This window comes from Cohnella sp. (assembly GCF_041640265.1).
Taxonomy (GTDB): domain Bacteria; phylum Bacillota; class Bacilli; order Paenibacillales; family Paenibacillaceae; genus Cohnella.
In genome coordinates this window covers 1-20,577 of sequence record NZ_JBEQAP010000029.1, presented here as the reverse complement: position 1 = coordinate 20,577, position 20,577 = coordinate 1, and the positions used below count along the sequence as shown (strand labels likewise).

Annotated in this window: 19 protein-coding genes; 17 read left to right on the top strand and 2 right to left on the bottom strand. The window is 43.9% G+C overall.

From position 1 onward, the window contains the following. The 16 genes from ACESLK_RS18920 to ACESLK_RS18845 all read left to right on the top strand — a co-directional run bounded on the left by ACESLK_RS18920 (window position 1) and on the right by ACESLK_RS18845 (window position 17,465). Entirely contained in the window at window positions 1-1,416 is a 1,416-nt protein-coding gene (locus ACESLK_RS18920; protein ID WP_373231263.1) for a hypothetical protein, read from the top strand. Continuing rightward, entirely contained in the window at window positions 1,413-2,714 is a 1,302-nt protein-coding gene (locus ACESLK_RS18915; protein WP_373231262.1) for a glycosyltransferase family 4 protein, read from the top strand. Before ACESLK_RS18920 ends, ACESLK_RS18915 begins: the two co-directional genes overlap by 4 nt. 167 nt (window positions 2,715-2,881) lie before the next feature. Beyond that, window positions 2,882-4,096 carry a lipopolysaccharide biosynthesis protein gene (locus tag ACESLK_RS18910; RefSeq protein ID WP_373231261.1) on the top strand — a complete coding sequence of 405 codons (1,215 nt, stop codon included), beginning with the start codon at window positions 2,882-2,884 and terminating at the stop codon, window positions 4,094-4,096. Beyond that, window positions 4,093-4,995, top strand: a complete 903-nt coding sequence (locus tag ACESLK_RS18905) for a glycosyltransferase family 2 protein (RefSeq protein ID WP_373231260.1) — start codon at window positions 4,093-4,095, stop codon at window positions 4,993-4,995. The genes ACESLK_RS18910 and ACESLK_RS18905 overlap by 4 nt, the downstream gene beginning before the upstream one ends. A gap of 1 nt (window position 4,996) precedes the next feature. Then, window positions 4,997-5,524, top strand: coding sequence for a serine O-acetyltransferase EpsC (gene epsC / locus ACESLK_RS18900; RefSeq protein ID WP_373231259.1), 528 nt, complete (start codon window positions 4,997-4,999; stop codon window positions 5,522-5,524). A gap of 543 nt (window positions 5,525-6,067) precedes the next feature. Beyond that, the gene (locus ACESLK_RS18895) at window positions 6,068-8,299 is read left to right on the top strand and encodes a glycosyltransferase family 4 protein (RefSeq protein WP_373231258.1); all 2,232 of its coding nucleotides are present in this window, start codon (window positions 6,068-6,070) and stop codon (window positions 8,297-8,299) included. Between the two features lie 28 nt (window positions 8,300-8,327). Further along, window positions 8,328-9,428 (top strand): acyltransferase family protein, encoded by a 1,101-nt coding sequence (locus ACESLK_RS18890; protein ID WP_373231257.1) that lies wholly within the window; start codon window positions 8,328-8,330, stop codon window positions 9,426-9,428. Window positions 9,429-9,453: 25 nt separating this feature from the next. After that, window positions 9,454-10,653 carry a glycosyltransferase family 4 protein gene (locus ACESLK_RS18885; protein ID WP_373231256.1) on the top strand — a complete coding sequence of 400 codons (1,200 nt, stop codon included), beginning with the start codon at window positions 9,454-9,456 and terminating at the stop codon, window positions 10,651-10,653. After that, window positions 10,634-11,833, top strand: a complete 1,200-nt coding sequence (locus ACESLK_RS18880) for a glycosyltransferase family 4 protein (protein ID WP_373231255.1) — start codon at window positions 10,634-10,636, stop codon at window positions 11,831-11,833. The genes ACESLK_RS18885 and ACESLK_RS18880 overlap by 20 nt, the downstream gene beginning before the upstream one ends. After that, on the top strand, window positions 11,823-12,935 hold the full coding sequence (locus ACESLK_RS18875) for a glycosyltransferase (protein WP_373231254.1): 1,113 nt from the start codon (window positions 11,823-11,825) through the stop codon (window positions 12,933-12,935). The genes ACESLK_RS18880 and ACESLK_RS18875 overlap by 11 nt, the downstream gene beginning before the upstream one ends. A 206-nt stretch (window positions 12,936-13,141) precedes the next feature. Then, window positions 13,142-13,285: a hypothetical protein gene (locus tag ACESLK_RS18870; protein WP_373231253.1), complete on the top strand. Its 144-nt coding sequence runs from the start codon at window positions 13,142-13,144 to the stop codon at window positions 13,283-13,285. A gap of 75 nt (window positions 13,286-13,360) precedes the next feature. Then, the gene (locus ACESLK_RS18865) at window positions 13,361-14,155 is read left to right on the top strand and encodes a hypothetical protein (RefSeq protein WP_373231252.1); all 795 of its coding nucleotides are present in this window, start codon (window positions 13,361-13,363) and stop codon (window positions 14,153-14,155) included. Then, entirely contained in the window at window positions 14,152-14,418 is a 267-nt protein-coding gene (locus ACESLK_RS18860; protein ID WP_373231251.1) for a PqqD family protein, read from the top strand. Before ACESLK_RS18865 ends, ACESLK_RS18860 begins: the two co-directional genes overlap by 4 nt. A 304-nt stretch (window positions 14,419-14,722) precedes the next feature. Then, a complete protein-coding gene (locus tag ACESLK_RS18855; RefSeq protein WP_373231250.1) occupies window positions 14,723-14,926 on the top strand; it encodes a hypothetical protein in 204 nt (67 codons plus the stop codon). Beyond that, window positions 14,884-16,974, top strand: coding sequence for an ABC transporter ATP-binding protein (locus tag ACESLK_RS18850; protein WP_373231249.1), 2,091 nt, complete (start codon window positions 14,884-14,886; stop codon window positions 16,972-16,974). Before ACESLK_RS18855 ends, ACESLK_RS18850 begins: the two co-directional genes overlap by 43 nt. Continuing rightward, window positions 16,971-17,465, top strand: a complete 495-nt coding sequence (locus ACESLK_RS18845) for a DUF1854 domain-containing protein (RefSeq protein ID WP_373231248.1) — start codon at window positions 16,971-16,973, stop codon at window positions 17,463-17,465. Before ACESLK_RS18850 ends, ACESLK_RS18845 begins: the two co-directional genes overlap by 4 nt. A 4-nt stretch (window positions 17,466-17,469) precedes the next feature. On the opposite strand, the gene ACESLK_RS18840 is transcribed toward ACESLK_RS18845, so the two are convergent. After that, window positions 17,470-17,937 carry a bactofilin family protein gene (locus tag ACESLK_RS18840; protein WP_373231247.1) on the bottom strand — a complete coding sequence of 156 codons (468 nt, stop codon included), beginning with the start codon at window positions 17,935-17,937 and terminating at the stop codon, window positions 17,470-17,472. A gap of 7 nt (window positions 17,938-17,944) precedes the next feature. After that, complete coding sequence (locus ACESLK_RS18835) at window positions 17,945-18,892, bottom strand: M23 family metallopeptidase (protein ID WP_373231246.1); 948 nt, start codon at window positions 18,890-18,892, stop codon at window positions 17,945-17,947. Window positions 18,893-19,007: 115 nt separating this feature from the next. On the opposite strand from ACESLK_RS18835, the gene cls reads away from it, so the two are divergent. Next, entirely contained in the window at window positions 19,008-20,441 is a 1,434-nt protein-coding gene (gene cls, locus ACESLK_RS18830) for a cardiolipin synthase (RefSeq protein WP_373231245.1), read from the top strand. Window positions 20,442-20,577: the final 136 nt, after the last annotated feature.

The following is a 20,577-nucleotide window of genomic DNA, read 5'->3' as shown; positions in this document are numbered from 1 at the left end:
ATGCTGATTCAAAAAATTCATGACAATAAATGGTTTAGGATTATGGGAATCATACTCCTTGTTATGCTGATGGGCTACTATCTTGGTACTATGGCGCTTGATCCTAGCAAAACTAGGCTCTTAATAGCATCTTCGATTATTTTTATACTCCTTGTGCTTAGCATTCGTAAACCCACTTTAGCATTGTATTTGTTGCTCTTATACTTACCATTCTTAGGTTTTCTAAGGAGAGTATTAATTCCAGTCGCAGGTTGGAATACTCTCGATCCTTTAGTAATCGTCGGACCTGCGGTAATTTTGATTCTTGTGTCCAAGTGGTTTTATCGTAAGTATATTGATCGGGAAATGATAGCGAATGATACACGATTATTTCAGCTTATCCGATGGATGCTTATGGTAGACATTATTCAAGTATTCAACCCCTTACAAGGTGGTTTATTTACAGGATTCGCGGGAGTTATGTTTTATATTGTTCCTGTCTGTTATATGATACTTAGTCGTGAATACATTGACGAAAAAAAAATAAAAGTGATCTTCGCTTCCATATTTGTAGTTGGTCTAATAGCTGCACTATATGGGTATAAACAATATTTTTATGGATATTACTCATTTGAAGATATGTGGGTTGAATTATCCGGATATACGGCTTTAAAAGTTTACAGTGTTATGAGGCCCATCTCGTTTTTTACAAGCGCTTCTGAGTATGCCTGCTATCTTGGAGTAGCAACGATTATTTCTTGGGTATACGTACTTCGCAGCCGAGCGCTAGTTAAAGTAATAGGGCTACTGGGTTTGTTTTTGTTATACTCGGCTCTCTTTATCGAATCAGCCAGGGGAGTAATCGTAACCGTAACAGTGGCTTTAGTTATTATTTCTATACTTAATGCCAAAAAAGCGGCTAATAAGATAGCCATATCGATTTTAGCATCTATCGTAATGACGGGTCTATTCTTGGGAATTTCTAAGCTAAATGTAGAGAATGATTTGATTCATCACTCAGTCGTCGGATTAACAGATCCGTTAGGTGAAGAAGCAACTACAATCGGGCATTTAGAGCTAATGATTGTTGGATTTAAGAAAGGAATAATGAATCCGCTAGGGCATGGGTTAGGTGCCACAACAATAGCGGCAGGTAAATTTGATGGAGCGGCAGTAAGCTCGGAAGTGGATTTGAGCAATAAGTTTTTAGCTACTGGCATTCTAGGCGGCGGTCTTTATTTATTAATCATGATAAGGATTCTGTATATCGCATTTAAGCAAGCTAGTATCAGCAGTGTTCATCTAGCAATATTGGGAATTCTTATTGCCCAAGCAGCACAGTGGTTAAATGGAGGACATTATTCTACGGTAGGACTCATCTGGATCATGATCGGATATCTTGATAAAACTTATCTACAGAAAGGGGTAAAGCAATGAGAATAGCATGGATTGGCCCTATGCCAAACAATGATGGTGGAGCCACAGGTGTTGGCAGGCAGATTTTACAGGAACTATCTAGACAGGGGGTAGAAGTCGAATGTTTTTTTCCGGGTAAAGAGTCGGCTCTGCCTGAGGTTCTAGTAAAGGCGGAAAACTTGAAAATCTACAGCCAGCCCTCATCATGGAAGTGGAATCGATGGTACAGCCGTAATAACTTTTTAGCGTTTATTACAGGGCAAATCGCTAATCTGCGATGTGAAATGAAGCTTGTCGAAACATTGGTTAGCCTGCATAAAGCCAAGCCTTATGATCTGGTTTATCAATTTTCTCATATTGAACTCCATGCCTTAAAGCGGTACAAAAAGCAATTACCTCCGATCATACTTCATCCAAGTGTTCACGCAGCAGGAGAGCTCAAGTGGCACCGAAAGGAAACACATCTATCTAAGTTATCAGAACCATTTTTCAAGCGTGCAGCGGTCCGGATTCTATTAATAGCACGCGCAATTGTTCAGAAGCGTCATATAAAAGAAGCGGATTATGTGCTGAGTTTAAGTCGTGATTTCGCAGAAGAGGTCAGTAAAGACTATCAGCTGCAACCGAACAAAGTTTCCTACATTGTACCCAATCCAATTGATATCGAACGATATTCTCCAAAACCGGGTATTGGTAAATATGGGGCTGACGATCGAATCACCTTTCTATTCGTGTCCCGGATCGCGGTCCGAAAAGGCGTTGAAATGATGGTTGAGCTTTCACACCGATTAACTGACATATCGGATAAAGTACGTATTCTTATCGTCGGTAATCATTCGTTATGGTCTGACTACCGGGGTCTCCTGGGTCAAATGAACACAAATGTAGCTACATATGTGGGCCAATTATCCGGTGGAGAGATGGACAATCTCTACAATTCGGTTGATGCACTTATTCAACCCAGTCACTATGAGCCCTTTGGCCTTACAGTTGGAGAAGCATTAGCCTGTGGGGTTCCTGTCATCGCCAGCGATAAAGTCGGTGCTGCGGAACAAGTGAATAGAATATGTTGCAGAGTTTTCCCTGCAGGAGATATGGATGCGCTGGAGGTCAATGTTAGGAATCTTTTAAATGATCTAAGCTCACCTAAGCGGAAGGAAATTGCTGAATTAGCCCGATCAGAGGCTATACGTTTATTTTCTAATCCGGTTATCGTTACTGGTTTAATGACAGTACTTAGTGAAATTATCGATGCTCAAACGAACCCGAAGTACAAGGAAAACCCAGTCACCAAACCTAAAGTGGCAGTTGGTGGATAAGAATGGGGATTATTAACAGGGATGACAAACGCAGATCGTCCCTCTTGGCCAAAACGCTTCAAACCTTTGCAAGTATGTTCGGTGTTCTAGGCATCGGGGTGATCTCGGCAATCATATTATCTCGGGGCTTAACGCCTGATGATCGAGGAGTTTTTCTGGGGATTTCGATGTGGAACGGCTTTATTCTCGGACTTTGTGATGTTGGAATTTATATGGCTACGGTCTACCTTTGGGGAAAAAGCTTAGAACACGAGCGAAAGGACATCTTTAGGACACTTTTGATATGGGCGTTAGCAACCGGTGGAATTGCCGTTTTTGTTGTTATGTTAATAACCGGGTGGATGATCAAGGGGCATCTGGAAGGTGACGTAAAATTAGCCGCCTATCTATTCTTTCTATCAACGTTTACCGGTCCGCTTACAAGTATGCTTTCCGGAGTGCTGGCAGCGCAACAGCGCTTCTCGTTAATAAATATGGTTCGTATTGGGATTCCCGCCGTGTTAACAGCAATATGGATGATATACTTCCTACTCGGAATTCTAAGTGTCAGTTTGTGTCTGATCACATCAGCCATTATCGCTTTTTCCAGCGGAATTCCGTTTATCTGGCAGGCTCGTTCATTCCTTATGTCTTCCGGGCATTTTCGTCTACCCATTTTGTGGAGTGGTGTATGGTATGCCCTCAAGGGCTTTGGAGGCTCAGTGATCCAAGTGTTAGGAAGCGGTGGAACTCAGATTTTACTCTTCTCCTTAACACCTTCTGCTCTTGCTATGTATCAGACGGCAAGCAGTGCGACGGGTGTTCTTTGGGCAATTCCTAAGGCGATAGGAATTACTAGTTTTCCTAATATGGTGAATGAGGCGCGCAATCATTTACATGCGAAGGTATGTAAATTCATTAGACTTACCACCTTGGGTACGATATTAGGAGCTATTGGGTTGGGAACCGCAATGCCTTTTCTTATTCCATTGCTATTTGGACAGGAGTATATAGCTGCAATCTGGCCAGCTCTGCTGCTGCTTCCGAATGCTTTGTTTGGCGGATTATCAGAAATATTGGGGAATGCGCTTAACAGTATCGGACGCACCTTGCATAGTACGGTAGCTACAGCTGTTTTAGTAGGCACTACACTCGGCAGCATGACACTGACTATAGATGCTTGGGGCATTAGTGGAGCAGCAATTTCCTCTGCTATCGGTTTTTTCATGAGTTTTCTAGTGAGATTCTTGTGGTATAACATTAGCTTCCAGAGAATTTCATTTATGGAGTTATTACCTGGATCCTTAGATGTGAGAGAGATCGTTAACTTAGGAAAAGGGATTCTTAAGAAGGTTGATTATTTTATAAAAGGAAAAATTCCCATGAAGGGAGGATCGGTATGAAAAAGCTGAAAGAAAACCTCCAGAACATTCGCTTCTCAGTATGTATATGTACTAGAAACCGTCCAGATGATCTAAATCAAGCTTTGCAATCTTTGGAATACTCCGATACACCCATAACCGAAGTAATCGTATCCGATGATAGTACAGATGAAAGAACAGAACAGCTAGTAAAATCACATTTCCCAAGTGTGAAATATCTGAGGGGACCCAGGATCGGATTATCAGCAAATAGGAATAATGCTATAAAAGCCGTATCCGGAACACACCTCTTATTCATTGATGATGATGTAAAGCTATCGAGAGACTATTTCGTCCAAATCTTTAATGTTATCAAGAAGAATAATGAGTTATACGGAAACAAATTAATTGTTACTGGGCTGGAGAACAAGAATGGTTCAATCATTTTTCCACATGATCAAACCTTCTTAGGCTTCCAAAGTAGACCCTATAAAGACGGAGATACTATTAAAACCATAGTGATTAACAGTACTGTATTCCCAGTATTCTTGTTCAAAGAAATCTTATTTGATGAACAGTTAATCTATGGGTATGAAGAAGTGGATATTGCTACCCGAGCTGTACAGAAAGGGTATGCTATTGTGCTGGCACAAGAAGCCATTAACTTCCATTATCCTTCAGAAATTAATCGCGATTTTTATAAGCCGCACATTGTTACATCACGATTGTATGCAACCTTTAAACGTTATCTATTTACAGAAGGAAAGTGGCTTAAAGCCCTTTCTTTTTTTATTGCCGCAATTATTCATACTACGCTGCATTGTGCAAGGGTAGAAGGAGTAAGAGGAGTTTTAAGCGCGCTCCGTACGATAAGGAAATCTATTAATTACATCATGATAGATAGGAAGCAATATACTCTCTCTTTAAGGAGAAAAATGTGAGATGAATTGGAATGCGATTCGATTATTCCGTCTTTCGAATTTGTTTTATCGAAAAAATTTCAAAAAAATTGCCGCGTTTATTTCAATGTTTAATAGAGTGATAACAGGTGTAGAGATTTCCCCGCAGGCACAAATCGGGAAAAACTTTTTCATTGCTCACGGAAATGGCATCGTTATTGGAGCGGGCTCAAAAATAGGTGATAACTGTATTATCTATCACCAGGTAACCATGGGTGTGGGTAGAGATAGCAGATTTAATCCAAATGGAGCAGCAGATGATAAATTCCCTGAAATCGGAGACGGTGTTGTGATTTATGCAAGAGCAAAAATTGTCGGCGGTATAACCATTGGAAACAATTGTGAAATAGGGGCAAACGCAGTTGTATTAACGAATATACCAGATCATGCAATTGCTGTTGGTATACCGGCAAAGGTTGTGGAGATTAAAGCTCATTACCGTGATGGAAGGCACTATCCATGCTTGAAACTACGGAATTTCTGCCATTGGAATAGGGCTTCTTCTTGGTAAATACGGATTGCTATTATTTCTGATCTGGTTGCTAGGTACTGCTATTATCTTTCTACCTCGGATGAGAATTCCTCGAAGTAAAATTAATAGAATTATGGGTCTGGGCGGCCCTTGTATCCTGTTTATCGCAGTTTTAGCAGGCAGTGGTAGAGATAAAAGCTTTCTTATCAATTTTACTGTGGGATTAACCTTTGCAGCAGTCATTTATATGTTTCTCGTGTTATTTGATTACAAAGACATATCCAGGAATTCAATATTTAGAAGGTTCTGCTTATTGCTCGGGGGATTCTCTTACACTCTTTATTTAACCCATTATCCCGTACATAACTTTATTAAATCATCGATCGGTGACAACAACTGTTTCAACCAACTATAACAGGTGATGCTATATGCATGGTTGATCTCCCTCCTAACAGAGACCAATACCGAATATGTTAGGTCAATAACTGCCAAAGTGTTGAATTCCATTCAAGTAAAAAGACTTAAGACTAGCAAAGTCAAAGTAAAAACCAATTAAAAATACAATAATCAGGTGGGGACCAGATGAACATTTGTATCGTTACTCACAAATTACTAAAAGGAGACGGCCAAGCAAGAGTCAATTATGAAATCGTGAAGGAGGTACTTAATCGAAATCATAACGTGACTGTATTTGCTAGTTATGTAGCTCCGGAATTACTGTCGATGCCCAACCTCAATTGGATTAAGGTTCCGATAAAGGGATGGCCAACCCAGCTGCTGAAAAATCAGATTTTCGCCCTAATCAGCACTGTTCTGTTGTTAATTCATAGGAGAAAATTCGATTTAGTTATGGTGAACGGATTTATTACCTGGGCCAAAAGTGATGTTAATGCCGTTCATTTTGTTCATAGCTCATGGTTGAAGTCGCGGGCTCATCCATTTCGATTGAAAAAAAACGTGTTCGGATACTATCAGTTGCTGTTTACCTATATCAACTCTATTTTTGAGAAAATAGCTTTCTCACGCAGCAAACAGCTGGTCCCTGTCTCTGAGAAGGTAAAAACTGAAATTCAAGAATTCGCTAATTATCCTAATCTTCGTGTCATTATGAATGGTGTCGATACCCGGGAGTTCTATCCAGATCAGAGCATTAGTCGCGGGCAATTGGGTCTTCCAGAGAATGTAACTCTTGCCTTATTCGCAGGAGATATTAAATCATCCAGAAAAAATCTGGATTCTGTATTAAAAGCAATGGTAGATCTTAAAGATATACATTTAGTAGTGGCTGGTTCAACCAATGGCAGTCCCTATATTAAACTAGCAGAACAATTAGGACTCAAGGAGCGAGTACAGTTTTTAGGTTTTCGCAAAGATATGGCGAGCCTAATGAAGGCTGCTGATTTTTTTGTCTTTCCTTCCAGATATGAAGCTTGCACGTTAGTAGTAATTGAAGCTCTAGCCTCAGGATTACCGGTTATTACAACGTATCAGTCAGGTGTATCGGAGCTGATTACTTCCGATTTAACGGCCGGAATTGTACTTGATGACCCTGAAGATGTCGAAGGGCTGGGTCAAGCGATGAAGCAATTATCCGAATATCCAGAACTACGACAGCAAATGGGCATCAACGCTAGGAAAGTATCCGAGAGGCAGAGATGGGAAGATGTAGCAGGGGAGTACATAGCCTTATTTGAAGAAGTGGTGGAGGTTAAGAAGAAGAAAAAGGATCCTTATAAATTGTTGGGCTTCGCTACTCAAGGGAGCAATGGGGATGATGAAAATCGATTACGAGCTTTGTTATCTAATTTCTCTGTCAACTTTTATCCCTTTGGTCGCCAAAGGAAGCTGTTAAACACATGGAAGATATTCCGTTATATTTTTCGTGAACGTCCGAATCTGATCATCATGGAGGGAACAGGGATAGCGGGAGGAATGGCGCTGATAGCGGGAAATCTATTAACAAAGGTTCCCTATGTCGTCAGCAGCGGCGATGCTGTGGGGCCTTTTATTTCCAGCCAATTTCCGCTGCTTGGTCCCCTCTTTAATTTATATGAAAAGCTGCTTTATAAGCGTTCAATCGGTTTTATCGGCTGGACACCTTATCTTGCAGGCCGCGCGCTGACCTACGGTACAACGTTCGGGATGACTGCGGCGGGCTGGGCCCCATTCTCGTATTCGGAGGAGGAGTTAAAAAAGTCTAGAAGCAGAATCCGCAGTAATCTCGGAATACCCGAAAGCCAAATTGTAATTGGAATCGTTGGCACGTTGAACTGGAATCACAGAATCGGATACTGCTATGGGTATGAGCTCGTTATGGCGCTATTAAAGCTAAAGCGCCAAGATGTTACAGTGCTAATCGTAGGGGATGGCAATGGGAAAGCAAAACTGGAGGAATTATCCGGAAATCATTCAAACATCATTTTTACAGGGCGTGTGCTTCGTGAAGAGGTGCCCGCTTATTTGTCGGCAATGGACTTAGCGAGCTTACCACAAAGTGTAGATCAGGTAGGAAGCTTTCGGTATACGACGAAGGTAAGTGAATACTTGTCGGTGGGTCTCCCGATCGTCACAGGAAATATTCCTATGTCTTATGACTTGGATAAGAATTGGATTTATAGACTTCATGGGAACAAGCCTTGGGATCGAACATATACGCAGTCGATGGTTGATTTCTTAGAACAGGTTACTCTAAAGGAAGTGGAAGAGAGAAGGTTAAGAGTCCCGAGAAACCTATCGCTATTTGACAAAGAAAAGCAAATAAATAATGTAAGTGAGTTCATTAAGGATATTCTCATGTATAAAAGAGGAAGTTGAAACACTAATTCTATAAGGAGAATGGTAAATGGGGTCTATTACTCAGGGGGACAGCAAGTCGAGAATAGCATGGGTTGATATTGCTAAAGGAATTGGAATTATTTTTGTCATAACGGCCCACACCTCATTGGATTATACCTGGCTAGGAAAATTCATCAATTCCTTTCATATGCCGCTTTTCTTTTTTTTATCGGGTTATTTCTTCTCCTTAGATAAATACCAAAACTTTAGAGCTTTCCTAGTAAAAAAAGCGAATACGTTATTACTTCCCTATGTTATTTTTGCTGCCGTTTCCTATTTGTACTTTTTATTGAGATTTCATTTAGGGGACTCAAGCTATTATCAGGATCTCAATATATATCAGGTGTTTCTAGGAATCTTCTATTCTGCAGGAACAAGAGAATGGATGGATTTCAATCTTCCTCTATGGTTTTTGACTTGTTTATTTGTAGTCGAAATCATTTTTTTTGCCCTAAAAAAGGGGTTAACTAACAAAAAACACATCGTATACGCATTAATCCTATGTTCCTGCATCGGCTATTTAGATGGGGTAATGAATAGCTTCAAGTTGCCTTGGGGTATTGATGTAGCTCTCACTGCAATCGTGTTCTATGGACTGGGGAATTTACTGAAAGCCCAGCTTCAGTCTTTATTATCAAAACCCGCTTGGCTGAAGATAATGCTAGTAGTTGCATTAATCACTATAAACCTGGTTGTTAGTCAAAATCGGGTAAACTTAAATATGCAATTGCTTGGCAATTATTATGACTTTTATATTTGTGCTTTTGCGGGTGTCGCTTTTTGTATATTGATTGCGAGTTTAATCCATTCAAAGATACTGGTCTACTTAGGGAAGAATGTATTGATTATTATGGCGGTTCACATGCCGATGCTTAATATTACATCAAAGATTGTTGATCAAATTGGCATAATGTCGACTGAGTATGCAAGGGAAGGAATAAGGGTCTTATTAACGTTGCTTCTTCTAACCCCCATCATCTATCTCATCAATGCTTATATGCCATTCATTTTGGGCAGGAGCAGAAAACGGGCCAACCGAGCTTATGTGCAACATAACCAAATTTCTGAACCGACAATTCATAGCATGAAGCAATCCTCAAAAATATGATAGAGATAGGGTGGGTATGAGAAAAATGAAAATACTAGCAAGCGGCATGGAGTGGGCGAAACATCGGCCAGGCGGATTAAATCATTATTTTGCAGATTACTTGATGGCGATGAATCAATGCGGGCATACGGTGGAGGGGCTTATATCAGCTGAACGAAAAGAACTCGAGGCGCCTTCCTATATCCGGGATGTCATTACCGGCAGTGCAAAATTAGGCACCTATCAGCGGATGAAATTCTTTCATACTTCTATAAGAAATCGGACCTTGGCATTTCAGCCGGATGTATTTAATCCCCATTTTGGATTGTATGCTTCCCTGGTCTCAAGAAGAGTCATCCCCGCACATGTGCCGATTGTCAGCCATTTTCACGGTCCCTGGGCTCAAGAGTCACTAGTGGAAGATTCGGGAAATCAATTGACGAAATTTATTCGATACCAACTTAAGAAAAAAGTAGAGCACACCACTTATCGTCGATCCGATGCCTTTATCGTGTTAAGCAACAGTTTCAGAGACATATTATCACGAGAATTCGATATTCCCAAGGAAAGTGTCCATCGCATTCCTGGGGCTGTAGATATCGAAAGATTTCGGCCTTCAGAGGATCGGAGTTCTTTACGGGAGCAACTGGGCATCCGTAAGGAACAGAAGGTCCTCTTCTGCGCCAGAAGGCTGGTTCGCCGGATGGGGATTGATCAGTTGATTCTTGCAATGACACAGATTTTAAGAGAGGTTCCCGATACTTTGCTCTTCATTGCGGGACAAGGAGCGCTTAAAGATGAATATGAACGATTAATAGACGAGCATCATCTGCGTTCCTCTGTTCGTCTATTGGGAAGGGTATCCGAAGAGGATTTGGTCCGGTGGTATCAGGCTGCAGATGTGAGCATCGTCCCGACGAGAACGCTTGAAGGGTTCGGCTTGGTTACAACGGAATCGTTGGCTTGCGGCACTCCTGTACTCGGCACCCCTTATGGAGGGACGAAAGAAATACTCGAGCCCTTCTCAAGCGAGCTGTTGTTCCGCGACGGAACGCCTGCGGGTATTGCGGAGAAAGTCATATCGGTAATGAAGGGGGAATGTTCGATCCCCTCTCGCGAGGAATGCCGCAGGCATGCTCTTCAGCATTATACTTGGGACAAGGTAGCCCGATCCGTAACCTCCGTGTTTGAACAAGCGATTCAACAGCGAAAGGAACTCGTGAAATATGAGAGTAGCCTTCTATAATCATACGGGAGTTGTCAGCGGGGCTGAGATTAGTCTGCTCCTGATGGCGAAGAACATGCGAATGGCTGAAGCTATCCTGTTTGCACCTGAGGGGGAGCTGACGGAACGTGCTCGGGTAGCCGGGCTCCAAGTTGTCCCTATTAAGGGCTATAGAGCAAGACTTTCCAAAAATCCGTTAAGGCTCATGATAGATGTGATTGGAATGCTAGGGGCGGGACTGAGATTAGCTCGAATGATAAGATTCCATTCTATTGATATTATTCATGCCAACTCCCTGCGGGCAGGAATTATGGCTGCCTTGTTTATATGGCTTCACCGCCGTCCGTTAGTATGGCATGTGCGGGATAATCTGCCTAAGGGGCTGATCGGCAAGGGGATTGATCGTCTGGCAAGACTTACTGTTAAAGCAATCATAGGAATCTCGCAATCAGTCTTTATTGGATTTGATCGGAAGAAATTGGCGAATCGAATACACCTCGTACATAACGGAGTGGAAATTCACGAATGCTCAGATCAGGAGAGGGAGCGCTGGAAAGTGGAGATCCGGAAGGAATTAAACCTTCCGCTGCAGAGCAAGGTCATTCTCATTATAGGTCAAATTGCCCCTTGGAAAAGACAAGAGGATGCCATACGAGCGACGAAAAGATTGCTGGATAGCGGACATGATGTGTATTTATGCGTCGTCGGCGAACCCAAATTTGGTCAAGCATGTAATGACTATTGGGATTCTCTACAAGAAATAACTGCAAATATGGGGTTGGAAGATCGTGTGAGATTTACAGGCTTCCGTAAAGATGTGGTGGAGATCTGCTGTGCAGCGGATCTTCTTTTTTTGTGCTCGGACAATGAACCTTTTGGTCGTGTCATTATCGAAGCTATGTCGCAGTCCATACCGGTTATTGCAACCCGTGCGGGGGGAGTACCCGAAATCATTGACCATGAGCAAAGCGGATTATTGTATGAGGTCGGAGATCTTAATGGTTTGTGGGGCTGTGCAGAACGCTTATTAAATGACGATGACTTAAGGCTAAGAATTGTAGGCAATGCGGAGGAACGCGTGAATGACTTTTTTACCATCCAAAACACGGTGTACAAAGTTGAGACTCTATACACATCCATACTGAAAGGCAATCCAAAAGATAACACTTTGATAAAGGAGAAGAGATTCCATGAGCAGTAATCTTCGGGTAGCGATTGTCCACGATTATTTAAATCAAATGGGCGGTGCGGAAAGAGTAGTTGGAGTGCTTCACAGGATGTTCCCTCAAGCGCCAATCTATACAACAGTCGCAGACCGCAATAAACTGCTGCCCGAACTAACGGATTCCGACATTCGAACGACTTGGATGCAGAAATTGCCGGGAATTCGAAAGCGATACAAACAATATTTTTGGTTATACCCTTTTGCGGTAAGGTCTATGAATTTACGTGACTATGATCTGGTTATAAGCTCTAGCAGCGCATTTTCAAAAGGTGTAGTTGTGAAAGGAAACACGGTTCATATTTGTTATTGTCATACTCCGATGCGTTTCGCCTGGGATTTCTCAACCTATATGGAAGGGAGCGAAGTACCGGTCATTCAGAAACAGGTGGCTAAATGGGCGATGTTACCTCTGCGTGTGTGGGATAAAATGACCTCTCGAAAGATTCATCACATCGTCGCCAATTCAACAGTTGTTCAACATCGGATTGAAAATTGTTATGGGAGGCAAGCGGAGATCATATACCCTCCGGTTGATATTTCGCGATTCCAAATATCGGATGCGGAACCGGGAGATTATTTCTTGGTAGTTTCGCGCTTAGTATCGTATAAACGTATTGATCTAGCCGTCGAGGCCTGCACTAGACTCGGAAAACCGCTAATCATCATTGGAGAAGGACCGGACAGGAAGAGATTGGAATCCCTTGCCGGACCGACGGTCACCTTTATGGGACGAATGCCGGATGATCAAGTCGCGCAATATATGCAGCAATGCCGGGGGTTTATTTTTCCGGGGATCGAAGATTTCGGAATTACTCCTTTGGAAGCCAATGCAAGCGGAAGGCCTGTCGTTGCTTTCAAGGGGGGAGGAGCATTAGACACCGTAGTTCCGGGAGTAAACGGGATTTTCTTTGAACATCAAACGGCGGATTCTTTGGCTGATGCCCTTATGGAAATGAATCAAACAAGCTGGGATCCCGCGACTATAAGGAACCATGCAGAACAATTTAGTGTAGCCATATTCATGCGGACATTTACTCAGTACATAGAGAAAAATAGAGAGGAGTTTAAAGCAATATGAAGAAAAAGAATTTGTTTTCTTTCCGGAGGACAATAGACGTTTATGGGTTCTATCAATTTGATCACAATGATACAAAATGTATTTAAATAACTGAATTTTATTGACAAGTATACAAAATGTATCATAAAATGAGAACAGAAAAGCGAGGTGATATCTTTTGAAAAAATATGTAGCTCCAGAAATCATTTTGCATCAATCTGTCGTATTTGAGAGTGGCTTTGGAAGCGGCGGAAGCGGAAGCGGCAGCGGAAGTGGAAGTGGCAGCGGTAGTGGAAGAGGAAGAGGAAGAGGAAGCGGTAAAAAACCATAAACCGCCAGATTATCCTGCAGGTAAGATCAAAACGCAGTAAGGAAGAGAAGACAGGATATTATCTCCTCTCTTCTTTTCCCCTAATAAATAGTGAAACTAATTGGGAGGTCCATCAATGGAAGAGTTGTGGAAGCGAATTGGAGATCACACGGTTCGGTTTCGGTGTATCGGATCAGAAGCCATTTCGCATATTCACCAAATGTTCGGGGATCGTCCTGCTCCCATAGAGACGGATAGGCAGAATAGCTTTACGATCACCATTCAACAAGGGGGAACTCGAAATCCCGGGATTAACACGACGTTTAGCAGGGACAATCGAGAGAGGCTGCGATTTGAACGTCCGGATTACCTTCTAATCATCAGCCCCGATTACCTCGAAGCAGACATTCATTTCTATAATTTCGTCGGTCTTAGATGCGTATTAATGAATTGGTACAGTACGATCATTGCGCATTTTAATTGGGGTCTTATCGTTCATTCGTCCAGCTTGGTGCAAAAGGGTGAGGCGCATGTATTTGCTGGAGTGTCCGGTGCAGGCAAATCCACAGTCGCTCAGCTCTCACATCCAAGGATGTTATTGGCTGATGAAGCATCCCTTGTCAAGCTGTCTCCAGGCGGACAAGTGATGGTCTATGACTCCCCCTTGCGCAGCGATCTTCTGAGTCCATCTAGGGTGAACTGCGCCCCCCTTCGTGCAATCTACATGCTTAAGCAATCTCCTGTTATTCAGAAACATCCTCTGGAGAGGAGCAAAGCGTTAATATCCATTTTCGATAAAATATGGTATTGGCCCTATGATCATGAGGAATCCTTAAAGGTTGTCCGATTATGCAGAGCTTTAGTAGAACAAGTGCCGGTTTACAAATTAGAATTTCAAAACAATGACCTGTTCTGGGAGGAGATCTCATGATTGAGACTTATCGTCGATTGGAAGCGGCAGAAATCATAGAATTGGATGGAGATACGCTGATCCTGAACGAGGATACTTTGGCCGTAACAAAACTAAATGAAGCCGGAGGATGGATCTGGCAATCACTGGCAGAAGACATAACGGTTGAGGAGCTTGCGACTCGGATGACAGAAGTATATTCGGTGGACCGTACGCGAGCAAGTGAAGATTTGAAAGGCTTTCTAAGCCGAATGGTGGACATGGGGCTGGTTGTACGTGCGTGAGGAAAATATACGAACCTTCAAGGCTCTAATGGAGAGAAAAGGGGAAGTCCGTCTTCGCGCGTCTGGTTACAGTATGTATCCGTATATTTATCCTAGTGATATATGTCGATTCGTACCTTTCAAGGAACCCCCGAATATCGGAGAGGTTTATTTAGTAGCAAGTGACTCAGGTATCTTGTATTCTCACCGTTTACACCGAATATCAAAGGACAATAGAGGCACTCGTTATCTTTTTCGCGGTGATACCAATCGTTTTTTCGATCCCTCTGTTAACCCTCAGCAAGTAATCGGTGTTCTTATTGATATGAAGAGAAAGGGAACCACACAACTAGAGAGCCGCAAATTTAGACAAGTATGGTCATTCATTGCCGTACGGTGGACATTGTTAATGCTGCCGTTCGTTGTTCTTGGCCGCTGGAAAAAACGAGTTTCCCGCAACAGCGAGACAGAAAAGAGGAATACCTCATGGCATCTGATCTATTATCGCAAAGAAAAATCCAGACGGTAACGGATTTATCTGAGCAGGGAAAGCTAGTAAACCGCACGATCTTGTTAACCGCAGTACAATTAGAGGTTCGGGACTCTAATGGGACACTGCTTATGGCCGCAGAGCGCCAGGAGCTATCGGGAGCAACTGTTGTGGAGACTGGCACAGGGGCTTACATGGAGCTTGGATTACTCCGCGGCGTATCAAAGCGAATTGCTTTCTGCCCTCTATCTGGGATGAAAGAGCTGTATAGATGCAGGGAAATGATCAACGATTGGTGTAATGAAGCATCTAAAGCTCTAACAAGAAGGGCATCCGCTGACGAAGAGAGTTTGTCTGACAGAGAGAAGAGCACAAAACCACTGACCTGGCGGCAGAGGATATCCATCATACTCCGCCTTGCGCATTATGCTTTTCCTTATCGCAAACAAATCATTTTATCTAGCATTGTGCTTCTAATGACAGTCGGATTGCAAATCCTGCCTCCATACTTATTTAAGCAAATCATTGATGGTGCCGTAATGTCCTCCTCTGTATCCAAGTTTGCGGGACTGATCGGACTATTGCTGTGTGTATATGTGTTTCAAGCCATCTTCCAGGTGATCAGGGCATCTATCGGAATACGGATCGGAAGCATGATCATGAGCCATATACGGAAAGATATGTTCGACAAGCTGATCAGCTTGTCTATACGTTTCTATGAGCGAAGGAAAACCGCGAATTTCATCAGCCGGATTAAACATGATGCCAATGGGATTCAAGGATTGTTGACCGAAGGAGTTACTAGAATCTTAGTTCAGTTATTAATGGCTGCCTCCGTTCTGGTTATAATGTTTCTTCTGAATTGGCAGATCTCTCTGTTGATCGTGGCGGTTCTTATCATTAGCTCAACATTGATGTGGCGGGTATTCCCCGCAATGCGGTCTCTCATGAACAGGAAGTGGAATGCGGATTATTGGCTCCAGCAATACATCTCGGAAACGCTGCATGGAATGCGAGTTGTCAAAGCATTTCATAGGGAGGAGAATGAAAAGGTTCTGTTTCAGGAGTTTAATTCAGCATCCGTGCGTCGCATGGTCGATCAACAGCGCTTTACGTTATGGTTAAGTCCGTCCATTCATCTTGCCATATCCGCTGGCATTGCTATGGTTTGGTTTGTCGGCGGCCGACAGGTGATGAACGGGTCCATGAGCTTGGGTACGGTCATCGCTTTTACCTCGTATCTCTCAATGTTCTTAGAACAGCTCCGAGGCAACTTCCGCGTAACGAAAGCCTTTAACTCATCGATGGCTTCGGCGGATCGCATATTGGAGCTATTGCATACGCCGACTGAGGTTAACGAATCAAAGGAACCTGTTTCTTTGCCATTCATACGTGGGGATATTCGGGTTAAATCCCTTTCGTTCGGGTATGAGAAAGGCTTGAATGTGCTTAAGGATATTTCCATGCACGTTCGTGCGGGAGAAAAGGTGGGGATTATAGGTCGGTCGGGAGCCGGGAAAACGACTCTCATCCATTTGTTATGCCGTTTTTACGATCCCGATGAAGGAAGCATTGAAATCGATGGAATTGATCTTCGGCATATTGCCATAGCCGATTTGCGAAGGCAAGTAGGGATTGTGTTTCAGGAGACGTACCTCTTCGACGGCACAATCGCGGATAACATTGCCTATGGATGCCCGGATGCGGCTCCTGAGCAGATCATTCAGGCTGCCCGCCAAGCGAATGCGCATGCCTTTATTTCCCGTCTGCCTTTTGGTTATGACACAAGCGTCGGAGAACGCGGCGTGCACCTCTCAGGCGGAGAGAAGCAGCGGATTTCCATAGCAAGGACTCTGTTGCAGAATCCATCCATCCTCATATTAGATGAAGCGACCTCTTCCGTGGATTTAGAAACGGAACGGGAAATTCAGGAGGCGCTTGATCGGTTATGTAAAGGTCGTACTACGATAGCCATCGCGCATCGACTCAACACCTTGAGCAACGCAGATCGGATTATCGAACTGGATCACGGACGTATTGCAGACTCTGGTAAGCAGATTAAAGTAATGAAGGAGGGAGTTCGTTGAGCATACTTAATGAATGGTTATGGATTGATCCTCAGCACATTCAGTTCAGCAGGGATGAGGGAGGCGTATTGGTTGCCGTTTGGAATGGAAAGATAGATGCCGTTAAGGTAAGCCGGTTATTCCCAATCACCCGAGGTGAATCTTGCATTAGAGTCGCCGACCTAGATGGAAACGAATGGGGAGTGCTTAGAACAACTTCAGGCATGGAAGCTTCGAGCAGGGCGGCGCTGTCAATGGAACTGCGAATAAGTCCGTATCTCCCCTGTATGGAACGGATTTCGATGATTCGCCGCCGGTTTAATCAATTCATATGGGAAGTCGATACCGATTACGGCAAGCTCAGCTTCTTCACGGGGCCGATCTATGAAGCGGCTGTTAATCTGCAGAACGGAATTCGATTGGTTACCGACTTGGAAGATCAGAGGTATATTGTTCCTGCCGATCACAACTTGGATAAAGCCAGCCGCAGGATGTTAGCCAAATGGCTATAGAGAGTTACCCTGCCTGCTTGCCTTTCTTATCGGAACTGCTGCCCGAGTCAGAATCCGACCCCGAGCCACCTGAACCTAAGCCCGACCCCGAGCTATTCAAAGAGCTTCCCCCCTTTTTTTCCTCCAGCCGTTCCATCGTACTCGAGCCATTCAGAATACCACCTTCTTGCACAATGAGAATCGCGGCAAACGCGTTGCCATGAAGCTGTCCTGCAGCGGTAATGGTTAATTTACCTCGTGTATGTACATCCCCGTAAACCTTGCCGGCGATCGTCACATCACGTGCGATAATATTGGATCGCACCACGCCGCCTTCACCGATAACGATATCCCCTTTACTGTCGATTTCTCCTTTGTACGTACCCTCAATCCTGACACCTGTCTGTGATTTCAGATGACCATCCATTTCCGTGCCTGCCCCGATCAAGGTGTCCGTTATGTTGGGAGAAAGCTTCTTATTGTTCTTAAACATGGCTTATTCAATCCTCCTTCACCAGTTTCAAATAAGGAAGCGGATTAACAGGTTTCTCGCTGAGAACAACTTGGAAATGCAAGTGGGGCCCCGTGCTGCGACCGCTATTCCCTAATTTGCCTATCGATGCTCCACGCTCAACCAGCTGCCCCGTTTTCACTGCGATTTTACTCAAATGCAGGTACCATGATTCCAAACCGTTACGATGGGTAATGATGATATAATTACCACGTGTATAATCGAATTCAGCTTCCTTGACTCTGCCTTCGCCTGCAGCGTAGATCGGGTCTCCCACTTCACCGGATATGTCGACTCCCTCGTGAAAAGTGGATTTTCCCGATATCGGATCACGCCTGTAACCGAAGCTGGAAGTTAACTGCCGCGATACAGTTGGCCACTCGGAAGGGAATGTATCCACTTCAGTACGCTTCTGCTCTGCTGTTCGAAGGCTGAATTCCATATTAACCGCCATTTCATCTAGCATTTGTGATAATTCCGAGAAATCGGTAACGGTATGCGCCAGTTTGGCAGTAGATGAGGTGCCTTGTGGAGATGATAGTGTTAATGAGCGTGGATCGGACGAGCCTCCTCCGTACGTCTTAATGAATTGCTGGAGCTGATGCTCTAATTCATTCATTCCGTCCATTCTTTTTTTCAAAGCCTCGGTTTGCCCGTTGAGGACTGTGAGCTCTTGCTTTAGAAAAGCGATTTCTTCATTCTTGCCAGCAACAGTGCTCGTAAGCTGAATTGAATCGTTCTCCAGACGAGCTTCCAAATCGTGAATCCGATAAAGTGCATGCAGCTCCATAACCACGAAACAGGCCGTAATGGTTATCGCAACCGCGGCGGGCAGGATCATAGCCGTTCTTGCAGACACTCGGAACTGCTTAACACGCTGTTCAGCATCCCGGATCAGGAGTAACGTCCATTTCGGTTTCCGATTACTTTGTGTCATTAGCGCTCCTTTCGGCATAGAACCATTATTGGATTTAAATTCTTCTATTGCTATCTATTCTAGAAAGCTTTCGATCATTCCTTTTAATCGATTCAGAGATTTCGGGGGTACTTGAATGATTGTGCTGGTTCTGAGTATCATTCTGTTCGTCTTTATCTTCCAAGCGGCTACAATATTGCTGCTGGAATTTCGTAGGCCGGCCCATGCAACCGCGTGGTTATTCATTTTGTTTATTTTTCCGCTTGTTGGTTTTATCTTGTATTACTTTTTGGCCCAAGAATATCGCAGGAGCCGCAAAGCTAGACGTTGGGGAGTCCTCGAGGAGAAGCGGCGTAAGCAGATGTTAAGCCGCAGTACTCTGCTTACAAATCCATCCGATTTGCCGGATCCGGAATTCGCGGATCAGCATCGCTTGTTCCGAGGGCTGATCAAAGGCGGGACGTTGCCCATTCTGGGCCGAAATCGATCTGAGATTTATAGCAATGGAGAAGATACCTACCGTTCGATGCTGCAAGCGATTAAAGCGGCCAAGCATCATATCCATATGTCCAGCTACATTGTCAGGGATGACGACACGGGAAGAATGTTCCGGCAGGCGCTTATAGAGAAGGCTCAAGAAGGTGTTGATGTGCGGTTTCTATATGACGGAATCGGCAGTATAACGCTTAAGGAATCCTACGTACGAATCATGCGGGAGGGGGGCGTAAACATTGCCTGTTTCTTTCCGCTTAAGCTGTCTTTTATGAAGAAAAGAATGAATTACCGGAATCATCGAAAAATCATCGTCATAGACGGGTTAAAAGGTTTTGTAGGCGGAATTAACGTGGGGGACGAGTATATTGGCAAACACCCGCGGTTAGGCTTCTGGCGAGATACCCATCTGCAGCTTGAAGGGGATTCGGTGTATCGGTTACAGGAAGTATTCCTTAAGGACTGGGAAATGGCTACGCGGGAGAAGCTGGATCACCCGAGCTTCATGCCGCCGCATCAATGTGAGTTTACGGAACCCTTACAGATTGTACCTGCAGGGCCAAATCGAAGAGGGGACACTTTTCATGATTCCGTCTATGCGATGGTGACATCCGCTCGGAAGCGAGTATGGATTACGACTCCCTATTTTATCCCAAGCGCGAGCATTGGAATGGCACTTCACGACGCGGCGTTAAGCGGCTTGGATGTAAGAATACTGATCCCGCATGAACCCGATACTTGGCTCGTGCATTATGCAACGCTGTCCTATGTAGAAGAAATGATGAAGTCAGGGGTGCGGGTATGGCAATATCGCAAGGGCTTCATTCATGCGAAGACATTAATAGTGGACAATTTAGTCGGAGTCGTTGGCTCGGCGAACATGGATTTACGGAGCTTCTTCAGCAACTTTGAGATTAACGCTCACTTGTTTGATCCGAAAGCGGTCGCCCGGCTTGAAGCGGACTTTCTTCAGGATATTAAGGATAGTACGGAAATTGACTTGAAGAAATTCCATAGACGCTCGAAAAAACAGAAGGTCAAAGAAGCGCTGTCCCGTATCCTGTCCCCTTTGTTGTAGGTTGAACAGTTGGAGTTCTGTCAAGAAAGTAGACACAAACTTATGCGGCCTGCTGCTGCTCGTAGTACCTCTTTTCGCATAAATGCGGGGTTAAGTAACCAATGGAAGAATGAATGCGGATTCGATTGTATTCGAG